General features: G+C 52.9%; 14 protein-coding genes. 4 read left to right on the top strand and 10 right to left on the bottom strand.

What is annotated here, in order from left to right:
- Positions 1-200: 200 nt before the first annotated feature.
- The 6 genes from CGZ75_RS20235 to CGZ75_RS20210 form a co-directional block, all read right to left on the bottom strand.
- Entirely contained in the window at positions 201-719 is a 519-nt protein-coding gene (locus CGZ75_RS20235; RefSeq protein WP_089526101.1) for a HEAT repeat domain-containing protein, read from the bottom strand.
- A 44-nt stretch (positions 720-763) separates the two neighbouring features.
- Positions 764-2,263, bottom strand: coding sequence for a DHA2 family efflux MFS transporter permease subunit (locus CGZ75_RS20230; protein ID WP_089526100.1), 1,500 nt, complete (start codon positions 2,261-2,263; stop codon positions 764-766).
- 41 nt (positions 2,264-2,304) lie between these two features.
- Positions 2,305-4,722: an RNA polymerase recycling motor HelD gene (gene helD, locus CGZ75_RS20225; protein ID WP_089526099.1), complete on the bottom strand. Its 2,418-nt coding sequence runs from the start codon at positions 4,720-4,722 to the stop codon at positions 2,305-2,307.
- Positions 4,723-5,021: 299 nt separating this feature from the next.
- On the bottom strand, positions 5,022-5,951 hold the full coding sequence (locus CGZ75_RS20220; RefSeq protein WP_089526098.1) for a LytR/AlgR family response regulator transcription factor: 930 nt from the start codon (positions 5,949-5,951) through the stop codon (positions 5,022-5,024).
- Complete coding sequence (locus CGZ75_RS20215) at positions 5,914-6,948, bottom strand: ATP-binding protein (RefSeq protein WP_176444939.1); 1,035 nt, start codon at positions 6,946-6,948, stop codon at positions 5,914-5,916. Before CGZ75_RS20215 ends, CGZ75_RS20220 begins: the two co-directional genes overlap by 38 nt.
- 20 nt (positions 6,949-6,968) lie before the next feature.
- On the bottom strand, positions 6,969-7,211 hold the full coding sequence (locus CGZ75_RS20210) for a hypothetical protein (RefSeq protein WP_141136842.1): 243 nt from the start codon (positions 7,209-7,211) through the stop codon (positions 6,969-6,971).
- 147 nt (positions 7,212-7,358) lie between these two features.
- On the opposite strand from CGZ75_RS20210, the gene CGZ75_RS20205 reads away from it, so the two are divergent.
- The gene (locus CGZ75_RS20205; protein ID WP_089526095.1) at positions 7,359-7,766 is read left to right on the top strand and encodes a VOC family protein; all 408 of its coding nucleotides are present in this window, start codon (positions 7,359-7,361) and stop codon (positions 7,764-7,766) included.
- Between the two features lie 252 nt (positions 7,767-8,018).
- Here CGZ75_RS20205 and CGZ75_RS20200 read toward each other — a convergent pair whose 3' ends face one another.
- On the bottom strand, positions 8,019-8,405 hold the full coding sequence (locus CGZ75_RS20200) for an MmcQ/YjbR family DNA-binding protein (RefSeq protein WP_089526094.1): 387 nt from the start codon (positions 8,403-8,405) through the stop codon (positions 8,019-8,021).
- A 221-nt stretch (positions 8,406-8,626) separates the two neighbouring features.
- Here CGZ75_RS20200 and CGZ75_RS20195 point away from each other — a divergent pair, with 221 nt between their 5' ends.
- The gene (locus CGZ75_RS20195) at positions 8,627-9,616 is read left to right on the top strand and encodes a hypothetical protein (RefSeq protein ID WP_089526093.1); all 990 of its coding nucleotides are present in this window, start codon (positions 8,627-8,629) and stop codon (positions 9,614-9,616) included.
- Between the two features lie 146 nt (positions 9,617-9,762).
- On the opposite strand, the gene CGZ75_RS26080 is transcribed toward CGZ75_RS20195, so the two are convergent.
- Together CGZ75_RS26080 and CGZ75_RS20185 are read right to left on the bottom strand one after the other, a co-directional pair.
- Positions 9,763-13,320 (bottom strand): chitinase N-terminal domain-containing protein, encoded by a 3,558-nt coding sequence (locus CGZ75_RS26080; RefSeq protein WP_425436529.1) that lies wholly within the window; start codon positions 13,318-13,320, stop codon positions 9,763-9,765.
- A gap of 271 nt (positions 13,321-13,591) precedes the next feature.
- Positions 13,592-14,302, bottom strand: coding sequence for a copper homeostasis protein CutC (locus CGZ75_RS20185; RefSeq protein ID WP_089526092.1), 711 nt, complete (start codon positions 14,300-14,302; stop codon positions 13,592-13,594).
- Between the two features lie 219 nt (positions 14,303-14,521).
- Between CGZ75_RS20185 and CGZ75_RS20180 the strand changes: the two genes are divergently transcribed.
- A complete protein-coding gene (locus tag CGZ75_RS20180; protein ID WP_089526091.1) occupies positions 14,522-14,956 on the top strand; it encodes a VOC family protein in 435 nt (144 codons plus the stop codon).
- Between the two features lie 116 nt (positions 14,957-15,072).
- Here CGZ75_RS20180 and CGZ75_RS20175 read toward each other — a convergent pair whose 3' ends face one another.
- Positions 15,073-15,372, bottom strand: coding sequence for a hypothetical protein (locus CGZ75_RS20175; RefSeq protein ID WP_089526090.1), 300 nt, complete (start codon positions 15,370-15,372; stop codon positions 15,073-15,075).
- A 1,015-nt stretch (positions 15,373-16,387) separates the two neighbouring features.
- Between CGZ75_RS20175 and CGZ75_RS20170 the strand changes: the two genes are divergently transcribed.
- Positions 16,388-16,753, top strand: coding sequence for a hypothetical protein (locus CGZ75_RS20170; protein WP_089526089.1), 366 nt, complete (start codon positions 16,388-16,390; stop codon positions 16,751-16,753).
- The last annotated feature ends 35 nt before the right edge of the window (positions 16,754-16,788 follow it).

Raw genomic sequence — 16,788 nt, 5'->3', positions numbered from 1 at the left:
CCCTAATTCTGGAGAGTTCAGGGCGGAAGTAGTCGTAGTTTCTTGCTTGGGCCGAATGCGGCTCCCGCCGAGTCACAGAAAAAAGGGGAGAAGACTGAGCCAAGCTCAGTCTTCTCCCCTTTTTTCTGATATTAATTACGTTTAGATTGAAGGGGGCTTTTGGGACACCCCCTTGTTCCGGCCAGCTCACCGGGCTCGGATTACTCCAGCTCCCCTTGTTTCTCCAGCTCCGCCGCGATTGCTTTACCGAGCGCTTCCTCAGCTGCAAAAGGTTTAATCCTACTGGTGGACGACTCGCGCTCTTTATTCAAAACTTCGATCATGCCAGGGCTGGCCTGTTTCGGATCAATCATGACGATCGCCCATGAAGCCCAGAAGGCAGTTCCGCTTTCCTGCCGCTGGACGAGACTGAACAAAGGCGGAAGGCTCGATGCGCCGATTCGGAACAGCGTTAAAGCTGTCGCCATTTGGGTTTCCTCATGATCCTCTAGCAGTAGTTCCGCCAGAGCAGGAACAGCCTCAGCAGCATCCTGGCCTAATTCGCCGAGCACAACGACCGCCATCGTACGAAGCGATCCCGGTTCTCCGAGGGCATGGATCAGCGAAGGAACGGCTTCCTTGCCCGTACGTTTAAGCTCTTTAATGGCCGCGAATGCCGTTTGTTCGTTGTTGCTGGCAAGATCAGTAATTTGTTTGTTTACGAGCTCATTCGAATCCATTGTCATCCGCACCTCTTCTATAAAAGTTATTTTATAATTCGCGATTAGTGACCCGCCATCATCGCCGGGTCCGGATTGTCGCCACCGGCTGCTGTTCCCGCTTCTGCCTGCTGCCTCGGTTTACGCAGAATTAGTGTAAATGCGGCGCCAGCGCTCACGATGCATGCGGACAGGAAAAACGTGTCGCCATAACCCGCGACGGCGGCGGTCAGCGGATTGGCGTTTGCTCCCCCGCTTGCAACGTGGGCAGCGATTTGTGTCGTCAGATAACCCGTTAAGCCTGCGACCGCGAACGAAACGACGACTTGCTGAGCCGCTGTTGTGAGCGGTGTAACCCGGCCCACCAGATGGCGAGGCGCAGAGTTCAGGACATGCGTGTTAAGTGGCATCATGGTGAAACCCATGCCAAGTCCGATGACGCACATGCACAGGATAATAACCCACAGCGAAGTATCTACCGATATGCGGGACAAGGTGAACAGGGACGCGGAAATGACGGTAAGACCGGCGAAAGCGAGCGGACGCGCACCGATCTTGTCAAACAGCCTGCCGCTAATCGGCATGGCGAGCCCCGCGCATAACGCCTGCGGCATCAAAATCCAGCCTGCTTCAAGCGCAGTATATTTCATGACCCCTTGCAGGTATAGCGGCACGATCAGCATAGCGCCGAACAACGCAAGCTGTACGATCCATGTGAGGATAATACTGCGAGTAAAGTCGGATGATTTGAACACTTTTAGCTCCAGCAGCGGATGCTTCTGTCTCAGTTCCACAATGATGAAAAGGATGAGCGCGATGCCGCCAACGGTCAAACCCGTAATCGTCGAAGTGGAGGACCAGCTGGTGCCGCCTTCACTTACGCCGTATGCCAACATGGAAAAGGCGATCGGCGCGAGACACATGCCGATTATATCCAGATGAGGGGCCGCATGGCGATCGGATTTCGGCAAATATTTATACGCTAAAATAAAAGCAATAATGCCGATCGGCAGATTGATAATGAAAATCCAGTGCCAGCTGACCGATTCGACTAGCCAGCCGGATAACACCGGACCGAACGCAGGCGCCATCAGCATCGGGATGCCGAGCAGGCCCATAATTGATCCGCGACGCTCTGGAGGCGCGAGCTTGAACACCATGGCCATCCCGATTGGGGCCACCATGCCGCCGCCCAAGCCTTGGATGATGCGGTAAATGATCAGCTGTTCCGGCGTTTGCGCGATGCCGCATAACACGGAGCCGATCGTGAACAGGGCGATCGTGATCATGAAAACTTGCTTGGAGCCGAATCGATCGGTCATCCACCCAGCAAGCGGGATAACGGCGGATAAAGCCAGCGTATAACCGGTGACGGTCCATTGAATCGTCTTCAAATCGGTCTCAAAGTAATCAACGAGATTGGGAATGGCATTATTAACGACGGTGCTGTCGAGAATGACCATGATCATTCCGGCAATGATCGCCAGGAGCGGCGGAAGAATGGCTTTTAGCGAGAAGTTGTCCCCGCCGACTGCCATCGATTTTGTTCCTGTAGGAGCTGACATAGATCCCTGCTTTCTGCTCATCGAGCTGTATATGGCTTGCGTCAATTTGACGCTTTTTCATACAAATTCGGGGGCAATGCCCCCACAAAAGGCGACCAATCGCCCGTTGAGTAAAGATAAAGCCGGTGCATCGCTCGCGTACATGCTGTATAAAGAAGCTTGCGTTCATTGTCCCGGCCGTAAGCTGCGGGCGAAGCATCATAGATCAAAACGGCATCGAATTCGACACCTTTGGCGAGATACACGGGAATGACCATGGCTCCTTTTTCAAAGTTTTGTGTCTCCTTCGTAATGAGCTGCAAAGCTTCGCCCCCATGAGCCCGTAACGATTCATAGGCCTCCCGGCTTTCGGCTGCAGTCTTCGTTATGACGGCGATGGAATGGAAACCCTCAGCTCTGAGCGCTGCGATGTTTGCCATAATTTGCGCGTCACGCTCCTCCCCGCCGTCCAGTCCCACCAACTGGGGCTTCTGGCCTCCCCTTTCAAACGGAGCAATTTCCTCGCCGCCTGGAAGCATCAACCTCGTGAACTCCACAATCTCCCGAGTGGAACGATAACTACGCACAAGGCGGATTAACCTTGTTTCGGCTTCGCCATAAAGCCGCACCAGCGGCGAATCCGGTGCATCTAAACTTGTAGACTGCATGAAAATCGCTTGCCCAAAATCACCGAGCACCGTCATCCGAGCACGAGGAAACAGCTTTTTAAGATATTCATATTGAAACGCCGAATAGTCCTGACCCTCATCAACAAATACATACTGGATTTCCGTGTTCGTCCGGACGCCTTCGATCAGTTCTTTTACATACAAATACGGAGTTGCATCTTCGTGAAACAACTCGTTCCGGGTCAGCGTTTCCTTGGTTTGTCTGCATATTTCTGGCCACAGTGAGGGAAGGACAGCCTCATTCGTTTTCTCCCGATAAGCAGCTTCGTCGTCAAACAATTGGCCATATATGCCTTTGAAATCAACAAACGAGAATTTTCTCACCCTTTTCCTTAGCGGTTTAAAGATATCTTTCACGATCGTTCGCCGGAGCAGATCCTCCTCCTTCTGGGCAAAGTCAAAGTCGCCTTCATCTTCGCGGCGCTTTTTGATTACTTTCTCGCGAACTGCGGCGTAATGTTCCGCAAGGTCGAATACTTCCCGGTCCCTATGCAGCGTTCCGAACACTTCCGCGTACTGGTCGCTGTCGAGATAGTTCAGCTCTTCCTGTACCCAGGGCGCTTCCCGTTCCATGCGTTCCAGAGCAGCCAGTTCATTCAGCAGCCATTCCTGCAAGAGCACAACACGATTGAACAATGGCAGGGAACGGTCATAACTGTAAAATTTCTCTCTCATTTGCTTCGCGGTAATCAAAATGCGGTCCCGAATCCGAATTCCTTTGAATCGCATACCTTCCCGCCCCAACCAAGTTCCGTAGTTCTGCAGAGCTTGCAGGAAAGCCTCCGACGTTTTATATTGAATCCCCTGAAGACGAGCCTCATAACCCGGCGTTCCTTGTGCGGTCAGCACATATTCAATCCCATCAAAGGGATCCTCCGGCCTTAACGAGGAACCTAACCAATAGTCGATATATTCTTGAAAAGTCGTCTGCTGCATATTCTCTTCACCGAGCTCCGGAAGGACCGTGGAGATATAACTGGTAAACATCGGATTCGGTGAAAAAAGAACGATCTGATCGGCCTTAATCGTCTGACGATGCCTGTACAGCAAGTACGCCACCCGCTGCAAAGCCGCAGAAGTTTTACCGCTGCCAGCCGCCCCTTGTACGATCAGCATCCGGCTTTTGTCATTGCGAATAATTGCGTTTTGCTCCTTCTGAATCGTCGCCACGATAGTCTTCATTTGCGAGTCCGCGCCTGTGCCGAGCACTTGCTGCAGCAATTCGTCTCCGATCGTTTCACTTGCGTCAAACATGTTGCGGATTTGCCCGTTTTGAATCTGAAACTGCCGTTTGAGCTCCATCGTCCCTTCGATTCCTCCAGCAGGTGTAACATATGACGCCCGGCCGGGGGAGTAATCGTAGTACATGCTCGCTATCGGCGTTCTCCAGTCATAAATGAGAAAACTCAATCCGTCCCTGTCAACAAAGGAAGATACGCCGATATAAATCTGCTCCATGGGATCCGAGCCATTCTCCTGAAAGTCGATACGTCCGAAATAAGGAGACGGAAGCAGACGTTTCAGGTTTTTCCATTGCTGCGTCAACAGCTTGTGGCCACGCTCCCGTTCGGCTAGTACCGCGGATTGCTGGTTAATGTTGTGGAAAGTTTCTTCGAAATCTTCGTCCGTACTTGTGTTGATCGTAACATCTTCCCAAAACCGCTTGCGCATGTCCGTAGCCTGATCACGTAATCCAGTAACCTCCGGCTCCAACTCGGTAATTCTCGCCTGCAGCTTGTTTCTGACTCGTTCTAGCCGACCCTGCTCTTCTTGCCAGTCCTTCGATTTCATCTCTCTGAACACACTCCTTTTCCCTTTTTTTGGGATAAAAAGAGAATTGACAAATCAAAGTTCCGGGTGTAGAATTAAATTAGGAATGAAACACCTACACCTCATATTTTAATTTATCAATACCGCTGAAGATTATATCATGGCGGTGTTTTGTGTTCAATTCATTTTTTCTGGAAAATTTAAACAACCCGCCGCGGAGATACGCGGTTAGGAGATGACCCTCGATTCGAGGGTCATCTTTTTATATTCATTATTCCATTTGAGCTATTGAAGAAAATTATTACTTCTGTCGGATACGCCTAGCTGCCTTCCTGCAGCAGACGCATCATTTCCTTGGCCGCAGTACGCGATACCGGAATCTTGATTTCCTCGGCATGATTCATAACGGCGTTGTACGCCCCATTGAACCAGGGCTGGATCTCGCGAACCTGGTCCAGGTTAATGAGATAACTGCGATGCGGCCGAAAAAAATCCGGACCAAGCCGCTCTTCCAGCTCTTGCAGCGTCTGCCTCGCTGAGTACTCCGTCCCGTCCGCCATGCGGATACGGGTATGCTTGTCCTCCTTCATCGCAAATAGCAGCGAGCTGCCGTCCAACACGACCATGCGGCCCCCATCCTCAACAAGCAAGCGCACCTTGCGGCTAGAGGGCATCTGTCCCGCAGTTACTGCCGAAGGACGGTCCCCTTCCGAAGCTCCAGCAAAAATCGCGGATGCATCACGGTCCGTAAACACAGGCTCTTGCTTGACAGCGCCGTCTTCGGATGAAGGAGTCCCTGCGTATTCGCCACCGGAGGCCTCAGCTGTATCATCACTTGAAACCTGCTCCCCAGCCGACGAGAGCCCAGCTTGCTTGGTTACCTTTCGCTGCCTAAGCCGCTGCAACGCGATTCCCAGCCTTTGCTCGTCGTAAGGTTTTAGCAAATAATCGACCGCCTCAACACCAAAAGCCTTCACCGCATAATGTTCATAAGCCGTTGTGAACACAATCATGGGAAGCAACGACTCCTCGCGCAAAGTTTGCGCTGCCTGCAGTCCGTTCATCTCCGGCATTTCCACATCGAGGAATATCGCATCCGGTTTATGCCGACGTGCGGACTCGATCACCTCCCGCCCGCTGCAAGCCGGCTCTAACAGCTCTACATCCCGCTCCCGCGATAACAAGTACACCAGCTCCTCGCGCGCCAGCCGCTCATCGTCTGCGATCAGCACGGTAAGCTTCTCCTTCATAATGTTCCCTCCTCTCCCCGGGCAAACGGAATTCCACCCGACTGCCCTCTTCCGGCAGATTCCTATAATGGAGCGCAGCCTCTGCTCCGACGAGCCGAATCAGCCGCTCATTGACGTTGTACACACCAAGTCCGTTGCCCGCTGTGGACGATATTCCGCTCGATTCTTCGCCGCTTTCCAAAGGCATTAGCCCGAGGGAGGACAGCAGCTCCGGTCGAATGCCGATCCCGTTGTCCTGGACGCCAATTCGGATTGCTCCTCCCTCTCGTCTGACCGATACTTGCACCACACCGCCGATCAAGCGGCTCGCGCACACATGCTTGCGGCTACGATAGAACAGCTGTAACATCCCGACTGGCTGCCCGGCCTGCTGGAATGGAATCAGTACGACCGCGCCAGGGCCTTGTTTCCCCTCCAGCGTCCCTCTGCGAGCGAGGGCTGTCAGCTTCTGCTTCAGCTGCCCTCCTGCCGCTTGGGATGGAGAGCTGTCCGCATAGGCCGCAAGCTCTGCCACCACAATCTCGCCGGTACGGACAGCCTTTTGACACAGAGCGGATACAGCTGGATGCTCCGGGCGGCTTCTTTCCATCCCCGGCCCTGTGTAAGCGAGGACAGATGTCATATCCGTCACCGCAACGGCATCAACGCTCAGCGTCATGGACAACACGCGAGCCGCCTCCGCAGCGCTTTCCTCTGTAAGCTTTTGCTCCAAATGAGGCAGTACCGTACCGGCAACAGCGAGCGCACGCTGCGTCTCGACTGCTCCAGCCCGCTCCTGCTCTCTCAGCGCAACCTGAATCATCGCGACGAATAGTGCGATACCGATACTGCTCGCCAGCACCATCGGCACTCCGATCTCATTGACGAGACGAATCGACTCCGGCGAGGAGGTCGTGTAAATCAGGATGATTCCCATCTGCAGAATCGGAGCGAACACGCCGATAAAAAAAGCTTTAATCGGTGCTATAATGCGCTCCTCATAGAAAAATAGAGCCACCAGCCCTGCCAACAGGCCGATTATCGGCCGCTATCTACTCCACGAATCCAGAAGCGGGCATCCATGCCTTCCGGCCCGGCCAGCACGCCAGCATGCGTACCGGCGATGCCGATGAGCCCGAACATGACGGCGTACAGCACGCCCGTTTTCAGTGTAACGGCGCGGTCCAGCAACATGCGGAACAACGGCAGCCTCGTCATTATAAACATCAGAATGAGCAGCATACCCATCCGTTCAATGAGTACCCGGGTGTAAGCCTCCATTCGCCAATCACCATGCCTTCGCTTTATGATAGCGCTATCATTTTAGTAGATAAACAGTTATTTTGATAATCCAGAAGAAATATCCTAATATGGGGCATGCTATACTGATGAAATCAAGTCGAACCCCTTCTGGAAGGATGATATGGAATGACGAAATTAACCCCTTATCTGATGTGCGAGGACGCACGGGCTCAAGCGAACTTCTATATTGAATCACTTGGCGGCGAGGTTCTCTCGGTCATGACGCACAAGGATATTCCAGGCGCGGAAGAGAACGCCCCGGACAAAGTGTTACATATGGCAGTTACAGTAGCCGGTGTTCCGCTGTTCTTGACCGACAGCTTCCTGTCCCAGCAGAACGGCAACGCCTTGTACCTGGCGCTGGAATACCAGGAGGATGAAGAGGCTCATCGCGCATTTGATAATCTCGCAGTTGGAGCCGAGATCCGCCAACCTTTGGAGAAGGCGTTCTGGGGTACATTGTTCGGCCAACTGACGGACAAGTATGGCGTGAACTGGATGATCACAACCGAGCAGAAAGCCAGCCAAGCTTAAGCTCACTTCAATCGAGCGGGCAGCAAGTCCTTCCCGGACTTAGCTGCCCGCTCATTTTTTGACTTTGATGTTTGCTGCATTTTCCTAGAAAGACCCCTCAACGTTTATTGGTTCCCCTCATCATTTTTGTCCCGCGCATTCAACTTCACCAGCTCGATATGAATGGATCGCAAATAAACAACGACACAGATAAATCCGATTGCAACTATCCAGCCCATGCCTGAACTCCTTTCGGAAGCGTAGTCATCCCCATCAACCCAGCTCGGGAAAAGCACGTTTGAGGCTTCCGGCAAGCTCCGCTTGTGCCTTTTTAGTCATGCCAGCGACGACGAGCAGATAGCTTTCCTTCATCATGCTTTCAACCACTGCCTCCGGTACTTCCCCATTCAATACGACAGTATTCCAATGGCGTTTGTTCATATGATAGCCCGGAAGCACCGCGCCCGGATACGTTTCCCGCTGCAGCCAGGCCTCATCGGGGCTGGTCTTGAGGTTGACGCTTTCGTTTTCTCCGGTGTGGCCGAACAGCGCGAACATTTTCTCCTTTACATAAAGCACCTGCAGATCCGGTTCAAAGGGCGTCTTCACACTCGTCCCGGGATACCCAAGGCCAATTGTAATGAGCTTATCATGGTTCATCCTTTAACCTCCCTAACCTTTCCTGATAAGTATAGTTATCTCACTTAATGATTGACGGGACAAGAGAACAGCGGGGCTGGTCATGCAGAATAGGAAGGGGCGAGGAATACAAGGCGCGGAGCCGACTCCGCTATTCCCCCTGCAACATTCCCGCGTAAGAACCGTCTGAGACAGTAATCATTCAACTCCACAACCATTCCACAGAGGAGGGTAATTGCATCATGAAAAAGAGTTTGAAAAATACAGCAGCCTCACTGCTCGTACTATCTATGGCCGTAAGCGGAGGAACCGCAGCATTCGCTTTGGAGGGCCAACCGGCTCCCGCTCCCGGTCAAGTCGCTATTACCGCAGCCCCATCGGATGCGTCGTCCCTTCAAAAAATCAACAAGGATTTTATAAAGCTGCTCGCTTCGGGCAAGCTTGCCCAGTCTATAGCTTACTTGAACAACAATTTGTCCAAGGTTGATAGGTGGACCGCTTCCATGATGGTGCTTCGCTTAGAAAATGCCCAAAATGCAGCGCTCAAAAAGCTTAGTCTGCGATTCGATGAAAAGATGCAAAAATCTATCGGTAACGCCTGGAAAAAGGCAGGTTTCGTCGGGGCACCTCTCGATGATCTCTGGAGTAAGGGAGGCAGCGGAACCTACACCACTCTGCTCAAACAGGTGAAGGATGAGGCGACTCGCAAGTTGTTATCGGATACCCGCGATCAGGGATATGTCCTTGATACGGAGGAGGGCTGGTTTAGCCTGGTGCCCAACTACCCTATGTATGAAAAATGGAAGTCCCATGTTTCATCCGACATCAAGTCGTATATAGATATAATGTCCCTTGAAACCCGTATTCCAGTGTGGAGAGATAATTCGGTCGTCATTTCTTGGGCTGATTTGCTCCAGCGCAACCTGGACCAGGAGAAGTTTCTGCTCAGCTACAAGGGTTCTAATCGCTACAAACAGGTGAAGGCCCACTATGATAGCTCCAGACTGGGTGTATTCTACGGCGACAACAACACGATGCTGTTCGATTATGATACGAATGGGATCCAGCCGGATGCGCTTGAAGCCTATAAAAAGGCTATCGCCGCCGGCGATACTAAAACCAGCCCGCTGCTGATGAAGCTTTCGAACTTCCTCAAGGTTGTGGAGCGCAACGATGGCAAGCTGACGGATGAAGTGTCGCAATGGCGGAAAAAGCAAGTTCCGACCGGGTAAATAGATAAAACCGAATATATCAAAACAAGCTGGAGCAGCGCTGCTCCAGCTTGTTTTGATTCATAGGCGATTAGCCCATTAGGATTGAAATTTCGGTGTTGACTCCGTTTCCGCGAGATTACTCGCTCGCGCTTGTAGACTGTCATTTATTTGTTCACTGTTACGCTCAAAATCTCGCTGGTCGTAATACCGGCGGCGTTGGCCAGCTCAACATGATAAATGTAGGTACCTGGAGCGCGTCCCGCTACATCGGTGAAAGCGCTCTGGGCGCTTGGCGTTGCAGCTTTCATCGTTTGCGTGTCGATCAGCACACCATTCTCGAACAGGCGATACTCTGCAGCGTTAGTGCCCCACCACAGATTAGCCGTTACACGGAAGCTGCCATCGCCATCCCAATTGTTATGGGAAAGAGCAGGTTTACCGGGATTCGCGTCCGTTACCTGTACAGCGAGGGATGCACTCTTTGTCACGCCATGAACGTTGGTGAGCTCGGCTGTGTAAATGTAAGTTCCATTTGTCTTGCCGGTCAAATCCGTTTTCAGTGACTGAGCGGAAGGCGTTTTGTCGCTCAGTACGGAGGTACGGATCAGCTTGCCGTTCTCATAGAGACGGAAAATTGTGCCGTTATTGCCCCACCACATATTCATCGTCACGGTATAACTTCCGTCCTTCAGCCCAGTACGGTGACCGTTGTTGTCACTCAGTACCGGTGCCCCCGGAGCACCTTTGGCGATGCTGCTGCCAGAGGTAATCTGGAATGCCGTTGTTTGTTCGGCTGTATTGCCGGCGGCATCCGTTACGATGTAGCGGATGTTATGGCTGCCGAGGCCAAGGTCGGCGGCCAGCAGTTCCTGGCCGCTCGCCAGCGGCTGGCCATTCAGCAGGAGCTGTGACGAAACCACGCCGGATAACGCGTCGGTTGCAGAAAGCTCGAAACGCAGCGTATCCGTGAACAACGCATTCGTTACCGGAGCTCCGGACTGCGTCAGCTTCACGACCGGAACGGTGCGGTCAATGCGTACATCCAGCTTTTTGGCGGACTCGCGGTTGCCAGCAGCATCCATGGAATTATAAACGATCGACGTCACACCTTCCCCGATGGAGACGGGAACGTCATATAACGTAGGGCTACCGCCATTCAGGGCATAGGATGTCGTAATTTTGCCAGCTCGGTCATCCGTAGCCGACAGCGTAAACCTTACTTCCCCGTTATGCCAGCCAGCTTCATTGGCTGCCGAAGACAGCGCAATTTCCGTGACGGGTGCAGTCCGATCCGCCGGAGCGGCAATGTCCTGCAAGCCGCGAGGCTTGAGCTGGTAAACATCCCTGAAGATCGAAGAGATTCCCTGCAGCATGACTCGATCGCCATTGGCGTACGGGAAGCTATTCAAGCTCAAGCCGGTACGTGCATCTACGCGAACTCGAGTCGTGACGTCTCCAGCAATCGCATCGAACTCGAAAGAGCCGGTTGGAGTAGCACTCTTCAAGTTCGAAATGACTGCCTCACCGATGCTGATTAACATGCCTTGGTTGACCGCAGTTGCCGTTTTTGCTGATGCAGCCCTCGGGAGCGGCCCATTATCAACAATGTTCATAGCGGTAAGCTCGGTCAGTTCCAACTCCGTGTTGTAAAGGGTCAGCTTGCCAGTCAGCACGACCCGGTCCCCTGGTTTTACACCAGGTGTGCTTTGGAAGATGTACAAACCGCCGGTTGCATCCTGAATGTAAAAGGACTCGCCACCGCCGTAGATTCCGGGCTGGCTGGCAACAACGCCGGAAATCGTAACCGTCGCGCCCGGAGCCAGCGCTCTCGCTTCAGCGATGGTCAGGATAGGCGCCGGAGTTGCGGTTGGCCCGGGAGACGGTGTAGCCGTCGGAGTCGGTGTAGCCGTCGGAGTCGGTGTAGCCGTCGGAGTCGGTGTAGCCGTCGGAGTCGATGTAGCCGTCGGAGTCGGTGTAGCCGTCGGAGCCGGTGTCGGCGTTGGCGCGACGGTCGGCTCCGGCGTTGGCATCGGAGTTGTAGAAGGTGCAGGCGTCGCCTCTGGCGGCAACGTCTCAGCTGGCACGTCGCCGAGCGTGATAGCAACTGTTTTCAAGTTCGAGCCGGATAATCGCAGCCGCATGTTGGCTGCTCCGCTCGAACCCGGCTTCAGCCGCAAGTTAAGCAGCTTGGAGGCGTAGCCCGAGCTGTCAGCCTGCAGGCTAAATGCAGAGCTGTAGCCATAGGCGGACGGCCAGCTTCCGTCTTCATTTTGCAGTTGGGCGACCTGTGAGCCGTTCGACGTCGTGTAGATGCCGAAGCTGTAACCCGACACGCTCGCATTCGGCGTGAGGCCGCTCGCGGTGATGCGTACCGGGAACTCTGCGCCGCTGCTAGGCAACACGGCTTGGTTCGTGAAGCCGTAGTTGACCGTACCCGGAACCGGCGTCGGAGATGTGGTTGGCGATACCGTCGGCGTCGGCGTTGGCGTTGGCGCCGTTCCTGTATAACCAAAGGAGCCGGCGCGGTAAGTCGCAGGATCATACCATTTGTAACCGGCGTTCGGCGCGGACCAAGGCTCGGCCTGTGGCTCCGTAGAGGATGCCGGATCTTCTATGGCAAGCAGCGGTGTCGGCTGATCGAGCTGAAGCCCATCCACCTGCGAAAAGCTTGTGTAGCTCTCGTCAACAGCGAGCCAATTCATCAGATTGACGAGCAGCTTCGCGTCATCCTGCTCCTTGAAGCCATCGTAAGTCGTTTTGCGGGAGCCCGTGTCCTCGCGAAGATACTTCGGAGTCGCATCCTCAACGGGCGAGGAATCGCCGATGAAAGCCGCTTTGCCAGCGCCCTTTTTGGACACAGCCACATAAGGACCCTCTTCGATTCCTCCGCCATTGTAGACGCCCTGGTCTACGGCATTGCCCCACTTCTTGTTCGTCTTAGGAACGTAAACGAGTCCTTTGGCACGGTTAGGATCAATGATGGAAAGGGTTGATCCAGCATGCATCGCAACCGAGCCAACACCCTGAGTAATGCCGAATGATTGCGATGAATCAACGACGACATTCGCGTCCACATCACCCAGCGCGTTGTAGCGGAAGCGAATGCCAAAGTTGTCCGCCAGCCAATCGGAGCTGACAATGCCTTGCATGGCAGAGGAAGCGATTTCATCGGCACTCATGCCTTTGGCTGGATTGGTCCAGGCGCCGCGGCGGTAACCGTTGTACACCTCGTTGCCATCCCAGCGATTTTTGTTGCGGTCCGCGTTATAATGATCCCCGATAAAAAAAATACTGCCGCCGCTCTCAACATACTGAGCCATCGCGGCCTGCTCGCTCGCTTTCAGCGGCACTTGGGCCTCGGCGGTCACGAACACGTCATACGACTGAAGGTCCGTCAGCGTAATCGGTCCCTGCTTGCGCAGCTCCTGCACGTCGTAGCCATTGTCGGCCAGCGCGTTGCCGAAGTCCGAGAACGCTCCGTCAATGACCCAGTCGGCCGCGCCTGCGGTTTGCGAGTGAGCATTGTCGAACAAAATCTTTTTGCCAGCGTTGCCGTTGACCACCTTGGCCTTGATGAACGGCGCCGGGTCGACTGCTCCTTCCGCCTGCGCGACATTCGATCCAGCGTTCCATGCTAGCTGCGTCGGCAGCGCAATCGTTGCCACCAGCATTGCGCTAAGCAGCCTTTTACTCCATCTACGGGGAATATGTTTCTCCCTCATCCGGATCCTCCTCCGAAATGCTGAGTTCCAGTCGCCCCTTTGGACGAGCTGTGGCCCTATCGTAGCATGCACATCGGTTCTCTAGTGATGAAATTTTGTAAAAAAAACAAGATCAGGAATATAGTCCCGATCTCGTAGTAGGTTTGATCTATTTTTCGGAAAGGTTAACCTGCGCTTCGACAAAGTCTTGCCCAACAGCTGTTGAAGCTATGTCTAAAGTGCGCTAACCGCCGCGATTCTCGACTAATCTCCGTTGCACCTCCATCCTCGACTAGCCCTCGTTTCCCGGCGTCCGAATCCCGTCCAAAATATGTCGCAGCTCCATAACCTTCTCCGGCATCACCGGACGGAGGGGGTGCCCCTCCACACGAACGGCCGAGCCGGCATGCACCTCATCCACCCCCGTTGCACGTATGAACTCATCCAGGCCTGGAGCTTTCAAGCCGCTGCCAGCCAGGATGGTAATGCCGCTTCCTGAGCTTGCGTGGACGAGCTTCGCGAGCATGGGTACAGCCTCCAGAGCCGACGGCTGGCCGCCTGAAGTGAGGATGCGATTGATCTGCGGGTAGCGGGTCAGTGTATCTAGCGCCGCAAACAAATCAGCAGCTTCATCGAAGGCACGATGAAAAGTCACGTTCAAATGCTCCGCCTCACCAAGCAGTGTCTCAAGCGCCACCTCATCAACGCGGCCGTCCGGCGTCAAAACGCCCAGCACGATGCCAGCGGCGCGGGTGCGCCGAATGGCGCGAATATCCGCGCGCATAAGCTCCAGCTCCGCACGGTCATACCGGAAGCTGAGGCTGTGAGGCCTTACCATCACATGAACGGGAATGGCTACGGCATCCGCTACCGCCTCTATTAGGCCAATGCTAGGCGTAAGTCCCCCCTCCAGCATGCCCGTGACGAGCTCGATGCGATCCGCTCCCCCTCGTTCGGCAGCCAAAGCATCCTCAGGTCTTGTTGCAATAATCTCCAGCTTCATTGTTTTCTCTCCCTTTGCTCCGATTAGTGCGCGCTATGTCCAGAATACAATGAATTACGCCAAATTCTCTACATGATAGCAATCTAGAAGAAACCAAAAGACGGTTAAAATGCTAAAATAAAGACAAGCTAACAAGTGAGTGCTCATTAGGAACATACCCGTTTCTCGCTGTGCTGCCGTCTGGCAGCAATACTACTTTTCTACAAGGAGATGGCTGTAATGACCTATTCCCCTAAGATGACTTTCATCAACATTCCTGTACAAGATTTGGAAAGATCCAAGAAGTTTTTTCTCGCGCTCGATATGGAATTCAAGGCAGAAATGACGAACGACGAAGCCGGTTGCCTAGTAGTCAACGAGAATACCTATATCATGCTGCTGACTCACCCGTTCTATAGCAAATTCATCCGCAAGGGTATTGCCAACTCCAGCACGAGCGAGCTTATCCTGTCTCTGTCGGCTGACAGCCGTGAGCATGTGCATGAGATTGTCGGTAAGGCGCTTGAAGCAGGAGCAAGTGAGCCGATTGAAGCGCAGGATATGGGCTTCATGTTTACTCGCAGCTTCGAGGATCTCGACGGGCATCTGTTCGAAGTTATGTTCTATGACCCAGCTGCCGCTGCCGAAGCTTTCTCCCAGGAGCAAGAGCAATAAGTTAAACTGAGTTTGCTACACTTACGCAATACGGCTTCACTGGGCGATATACTTTACCCGTGACCAAAAATACGACCCGAAAGCTGCTGAAGCAGCTTTCGGGTCGTATTTTATTGTTAACGAAAATACACCGGGTCATTATGTTCTATTCGTTCTCCCAGCACCGGTCGATAAGCATCGATGACCACCTTGGCATCCGCTTCCGCCCCTAGCTTCATTGATTCGTCCAGCGCTTGGGCAAGCTCCATCTGCAGGCGCGCTACTTTGCTGATGCGCTGTGCATCCAGCAGCTCCAGCAGTTCAGGCAACACCTGCTCGGCAGTTGCCGGTTCGGGGTCTCTTCCGGGACGTTTCAGGCGCAGCAACGGTCCATCTACAAGCAGCAGGCTTCCATCCATCAATTTGTATTCTTTCATCCATCTCTCTCCTCTACGAGTAGCTTTATATCTCCTTTTTAACCAAAACGGACTTAATTTAGCAACTTTTAATGAAAAAACCGCCCAAGGGCGATTTTGAGCTGTTTTTCGGAGGCATGAACTTCTCGAAAATTGCCCTTGCGCGGTTTCCGCAGGGGAAGTGGGGACGCCGGTAACGGTGAGTGCTAGGAGCTTCAAGTAACTTTGACTACTTGCTTTGCTCGGCGGGGCCGCTTTGGACGCTCTCAAGTAACTTTGACTACTTGCTTTGCTCGGCGGGGCCGCTTTGGACGCTCTCAAGTAACTTTGACTACTTGCTTTGCTCGGCGGGGCCGCTTTGGACGCTCTCAAGTAACTTTGACTACTTGCTTTACTCGTCGGAGCTGCTTTGGACGCTCTCAAGTAACTTTGACTACTTGCTTTGCTCGGCGGGGCCGCTTTGGACGCTCTCAAGTAACTTTGACTACTTGCTTGGCTCGGCGGGGCTGCTTTGGACGCTCTCAAGTAACTTTGACTACNNNTTCTCAAGTAACTTTGACTACTTGCTTTGCTCGGCGGGGCCGCTTTGGACGCTCTCAAGTAACTTTGACTACTTGCTTGGCTCGGCGGGGCCGCTTTGGACGCTCTCAAGTAACTTTGGCTACTTGCTTTACTCGTCGGAGCTGCTTTGGACGCTCTCAAGTAACTTTGACTACTTGCTTTGCTCGGCGGGGCTGCTTTGGACGCTCTCAAGTAACTTTGGCTACTTGCTTTGCTCGGCGGGATAGCTGGAAAAATTAGAGAAGTGTCTGGTAGAGTTAGATTACGATTGGTTGGCAGACACTCGTGTTTTACCGGTAGACTTCGCATGGCTCAGCTCTTCTTCATATGAATATGAAGCAAATTGGCTAGCTGGCGGGTAGGTTGTTCTTGCTACATGTTATACGCATTCACCATCTCAGACGCGGAATACGCAAGAAAAGATTACTGACCATTATCAAGTAAGTATTGATTGAGGCATAAGGAGGGGATTTTTATGAAGAGAAGAAAAATTGGCCTTACTTTCGTTGGACTTGCTTTTATTTTCCTAATCATTCCGGCAGGGCTCTATATCAATAATATTGGATGGAATAATTTAAAACTCATATACGAACTAAACAAAAATGAGCGATCCATACTTCAGATGGAAACAGAAGGGGAATACCTAACTAAAGCTACCAATCAAGCTGAAATTCTCAAAGAAAAAATGAAAAGTTTAGGATGGACTTTTGTCGGTCAAGAAGGGTCCGGTTATTTTTTCGAAAAGAAGGGTCAAGAAAGTATCATCACAGCCAAACAAATATGGAATCGTCATTATGTGGTTTATAAGGTCAAAGACAATATTGTAGATTTGTCACATTAACCTATTTAAAAAAACCGCCCAAGGGCGGTTTTGAG

Source organism: Paenibacillus herberti (assembly GCF_002233675.1).
GTDB lineage: Bacteria > Bacillota > Bacilli > Paenibacillales > Paenibacillaceae > Paenibacillus_O > Paenibacillus_O herberti.
This window is presented reverse-complemented; position numbering and strand designations above follow the sequence as displayed.

Bases quoted from the DNA above. Each gene is read 5' to 3' on its own strand.
- CGZ75_RS20235 (WP_089526101.1), bottom strand. From the start codon at position 719: ATGGATTCGAATGAGCTCGTAAACAAACAAATTACTGATCTTGCCAGC.
- CGZ75_RS20230 (WP_089526100.1), bottom strand. From the start codon at position 2,263: ATGTCAGCTCCTACAGGAACAAAATCGATGGCAGTCGGCGGGGACAAC.
- helD (WP_089526099.1), bottom strand. From the start codon at position 4,722: ATGAAATCGAAGGACTGGCAAGAAGAGCAGGGTCGGCTAGAACGAGTC.
- CGZ75_RS20220 (WP_089526098.1), bottom strand. From the start codon at position 5,951: ATGAAGGAGAAGCTTACCGTGCTGATCGCAGACGATGAGCGGCTGGCG.
- CGZ75_RS20210 (WP_141136842.1), bottom strand. From the start codon at position 7,211: ATGGAGGCTTACACCCGGGTACTCATTGAACGGATGGGTATGCTGCTC.
- CGZ75_RS20205 (WP_089526095.1), top strand. From the start codon at position 7,359: ATGACGAAATTAACCCCTTATCTGATGTGCGAGGACGCACGGGCTCAA.
- CGZ75_RS20200 (WP_089526094.1), bottom strand. From the start codon at position 8,405: ATGAACCATGATAAGCTCATTACAATTGGCCTTGGGTATCCCGGGACG.
- CGZ75_RS20195 (WP_089526093.1), top strand. From the start codon at position 8,627: ATGAAAAAGAGTTTGAAAAATACAGCAGCCTCACTGCTCGTACTATCT.
- CGZ75_RS26080 (WP_425436529.1), bottom strand. From the start codon at position 13,320: ATGAGGGAGAAACATATTCCCCGTAGATGGAGTAAAAGGCTGCTTAGC.
- CGZ75_RS20185 (WP_089526092.1), bottom strand. From the start codon at position 14,302: ATGAAGCTGGAGATTATTGCAACAAGACCTGAGGATGCTTTGGCTGCC.
- CGZ75_RS20180 (WP_089526091.1), top strand. From the start codon at position 14,522: ATGACCTATTCCCCTAAGATGACTTTCATCAACATTCCTGTACAAGAT.
- CGZ75_RS20175 (WP_089526090.1), bottom strand. From the start codon at position 15,372: ATGAAAGAATACAAATTGATGGATGGAAGCCTGCTGCTTGTAGATGGA.
- CGZ75_RS20170 (WP_089526089.1), top strand. From the start codon at position 16,388: ATGAAGAGAAGAAAAATTGGCCTTACTTTCGTTGGACTTGCTTTTATT.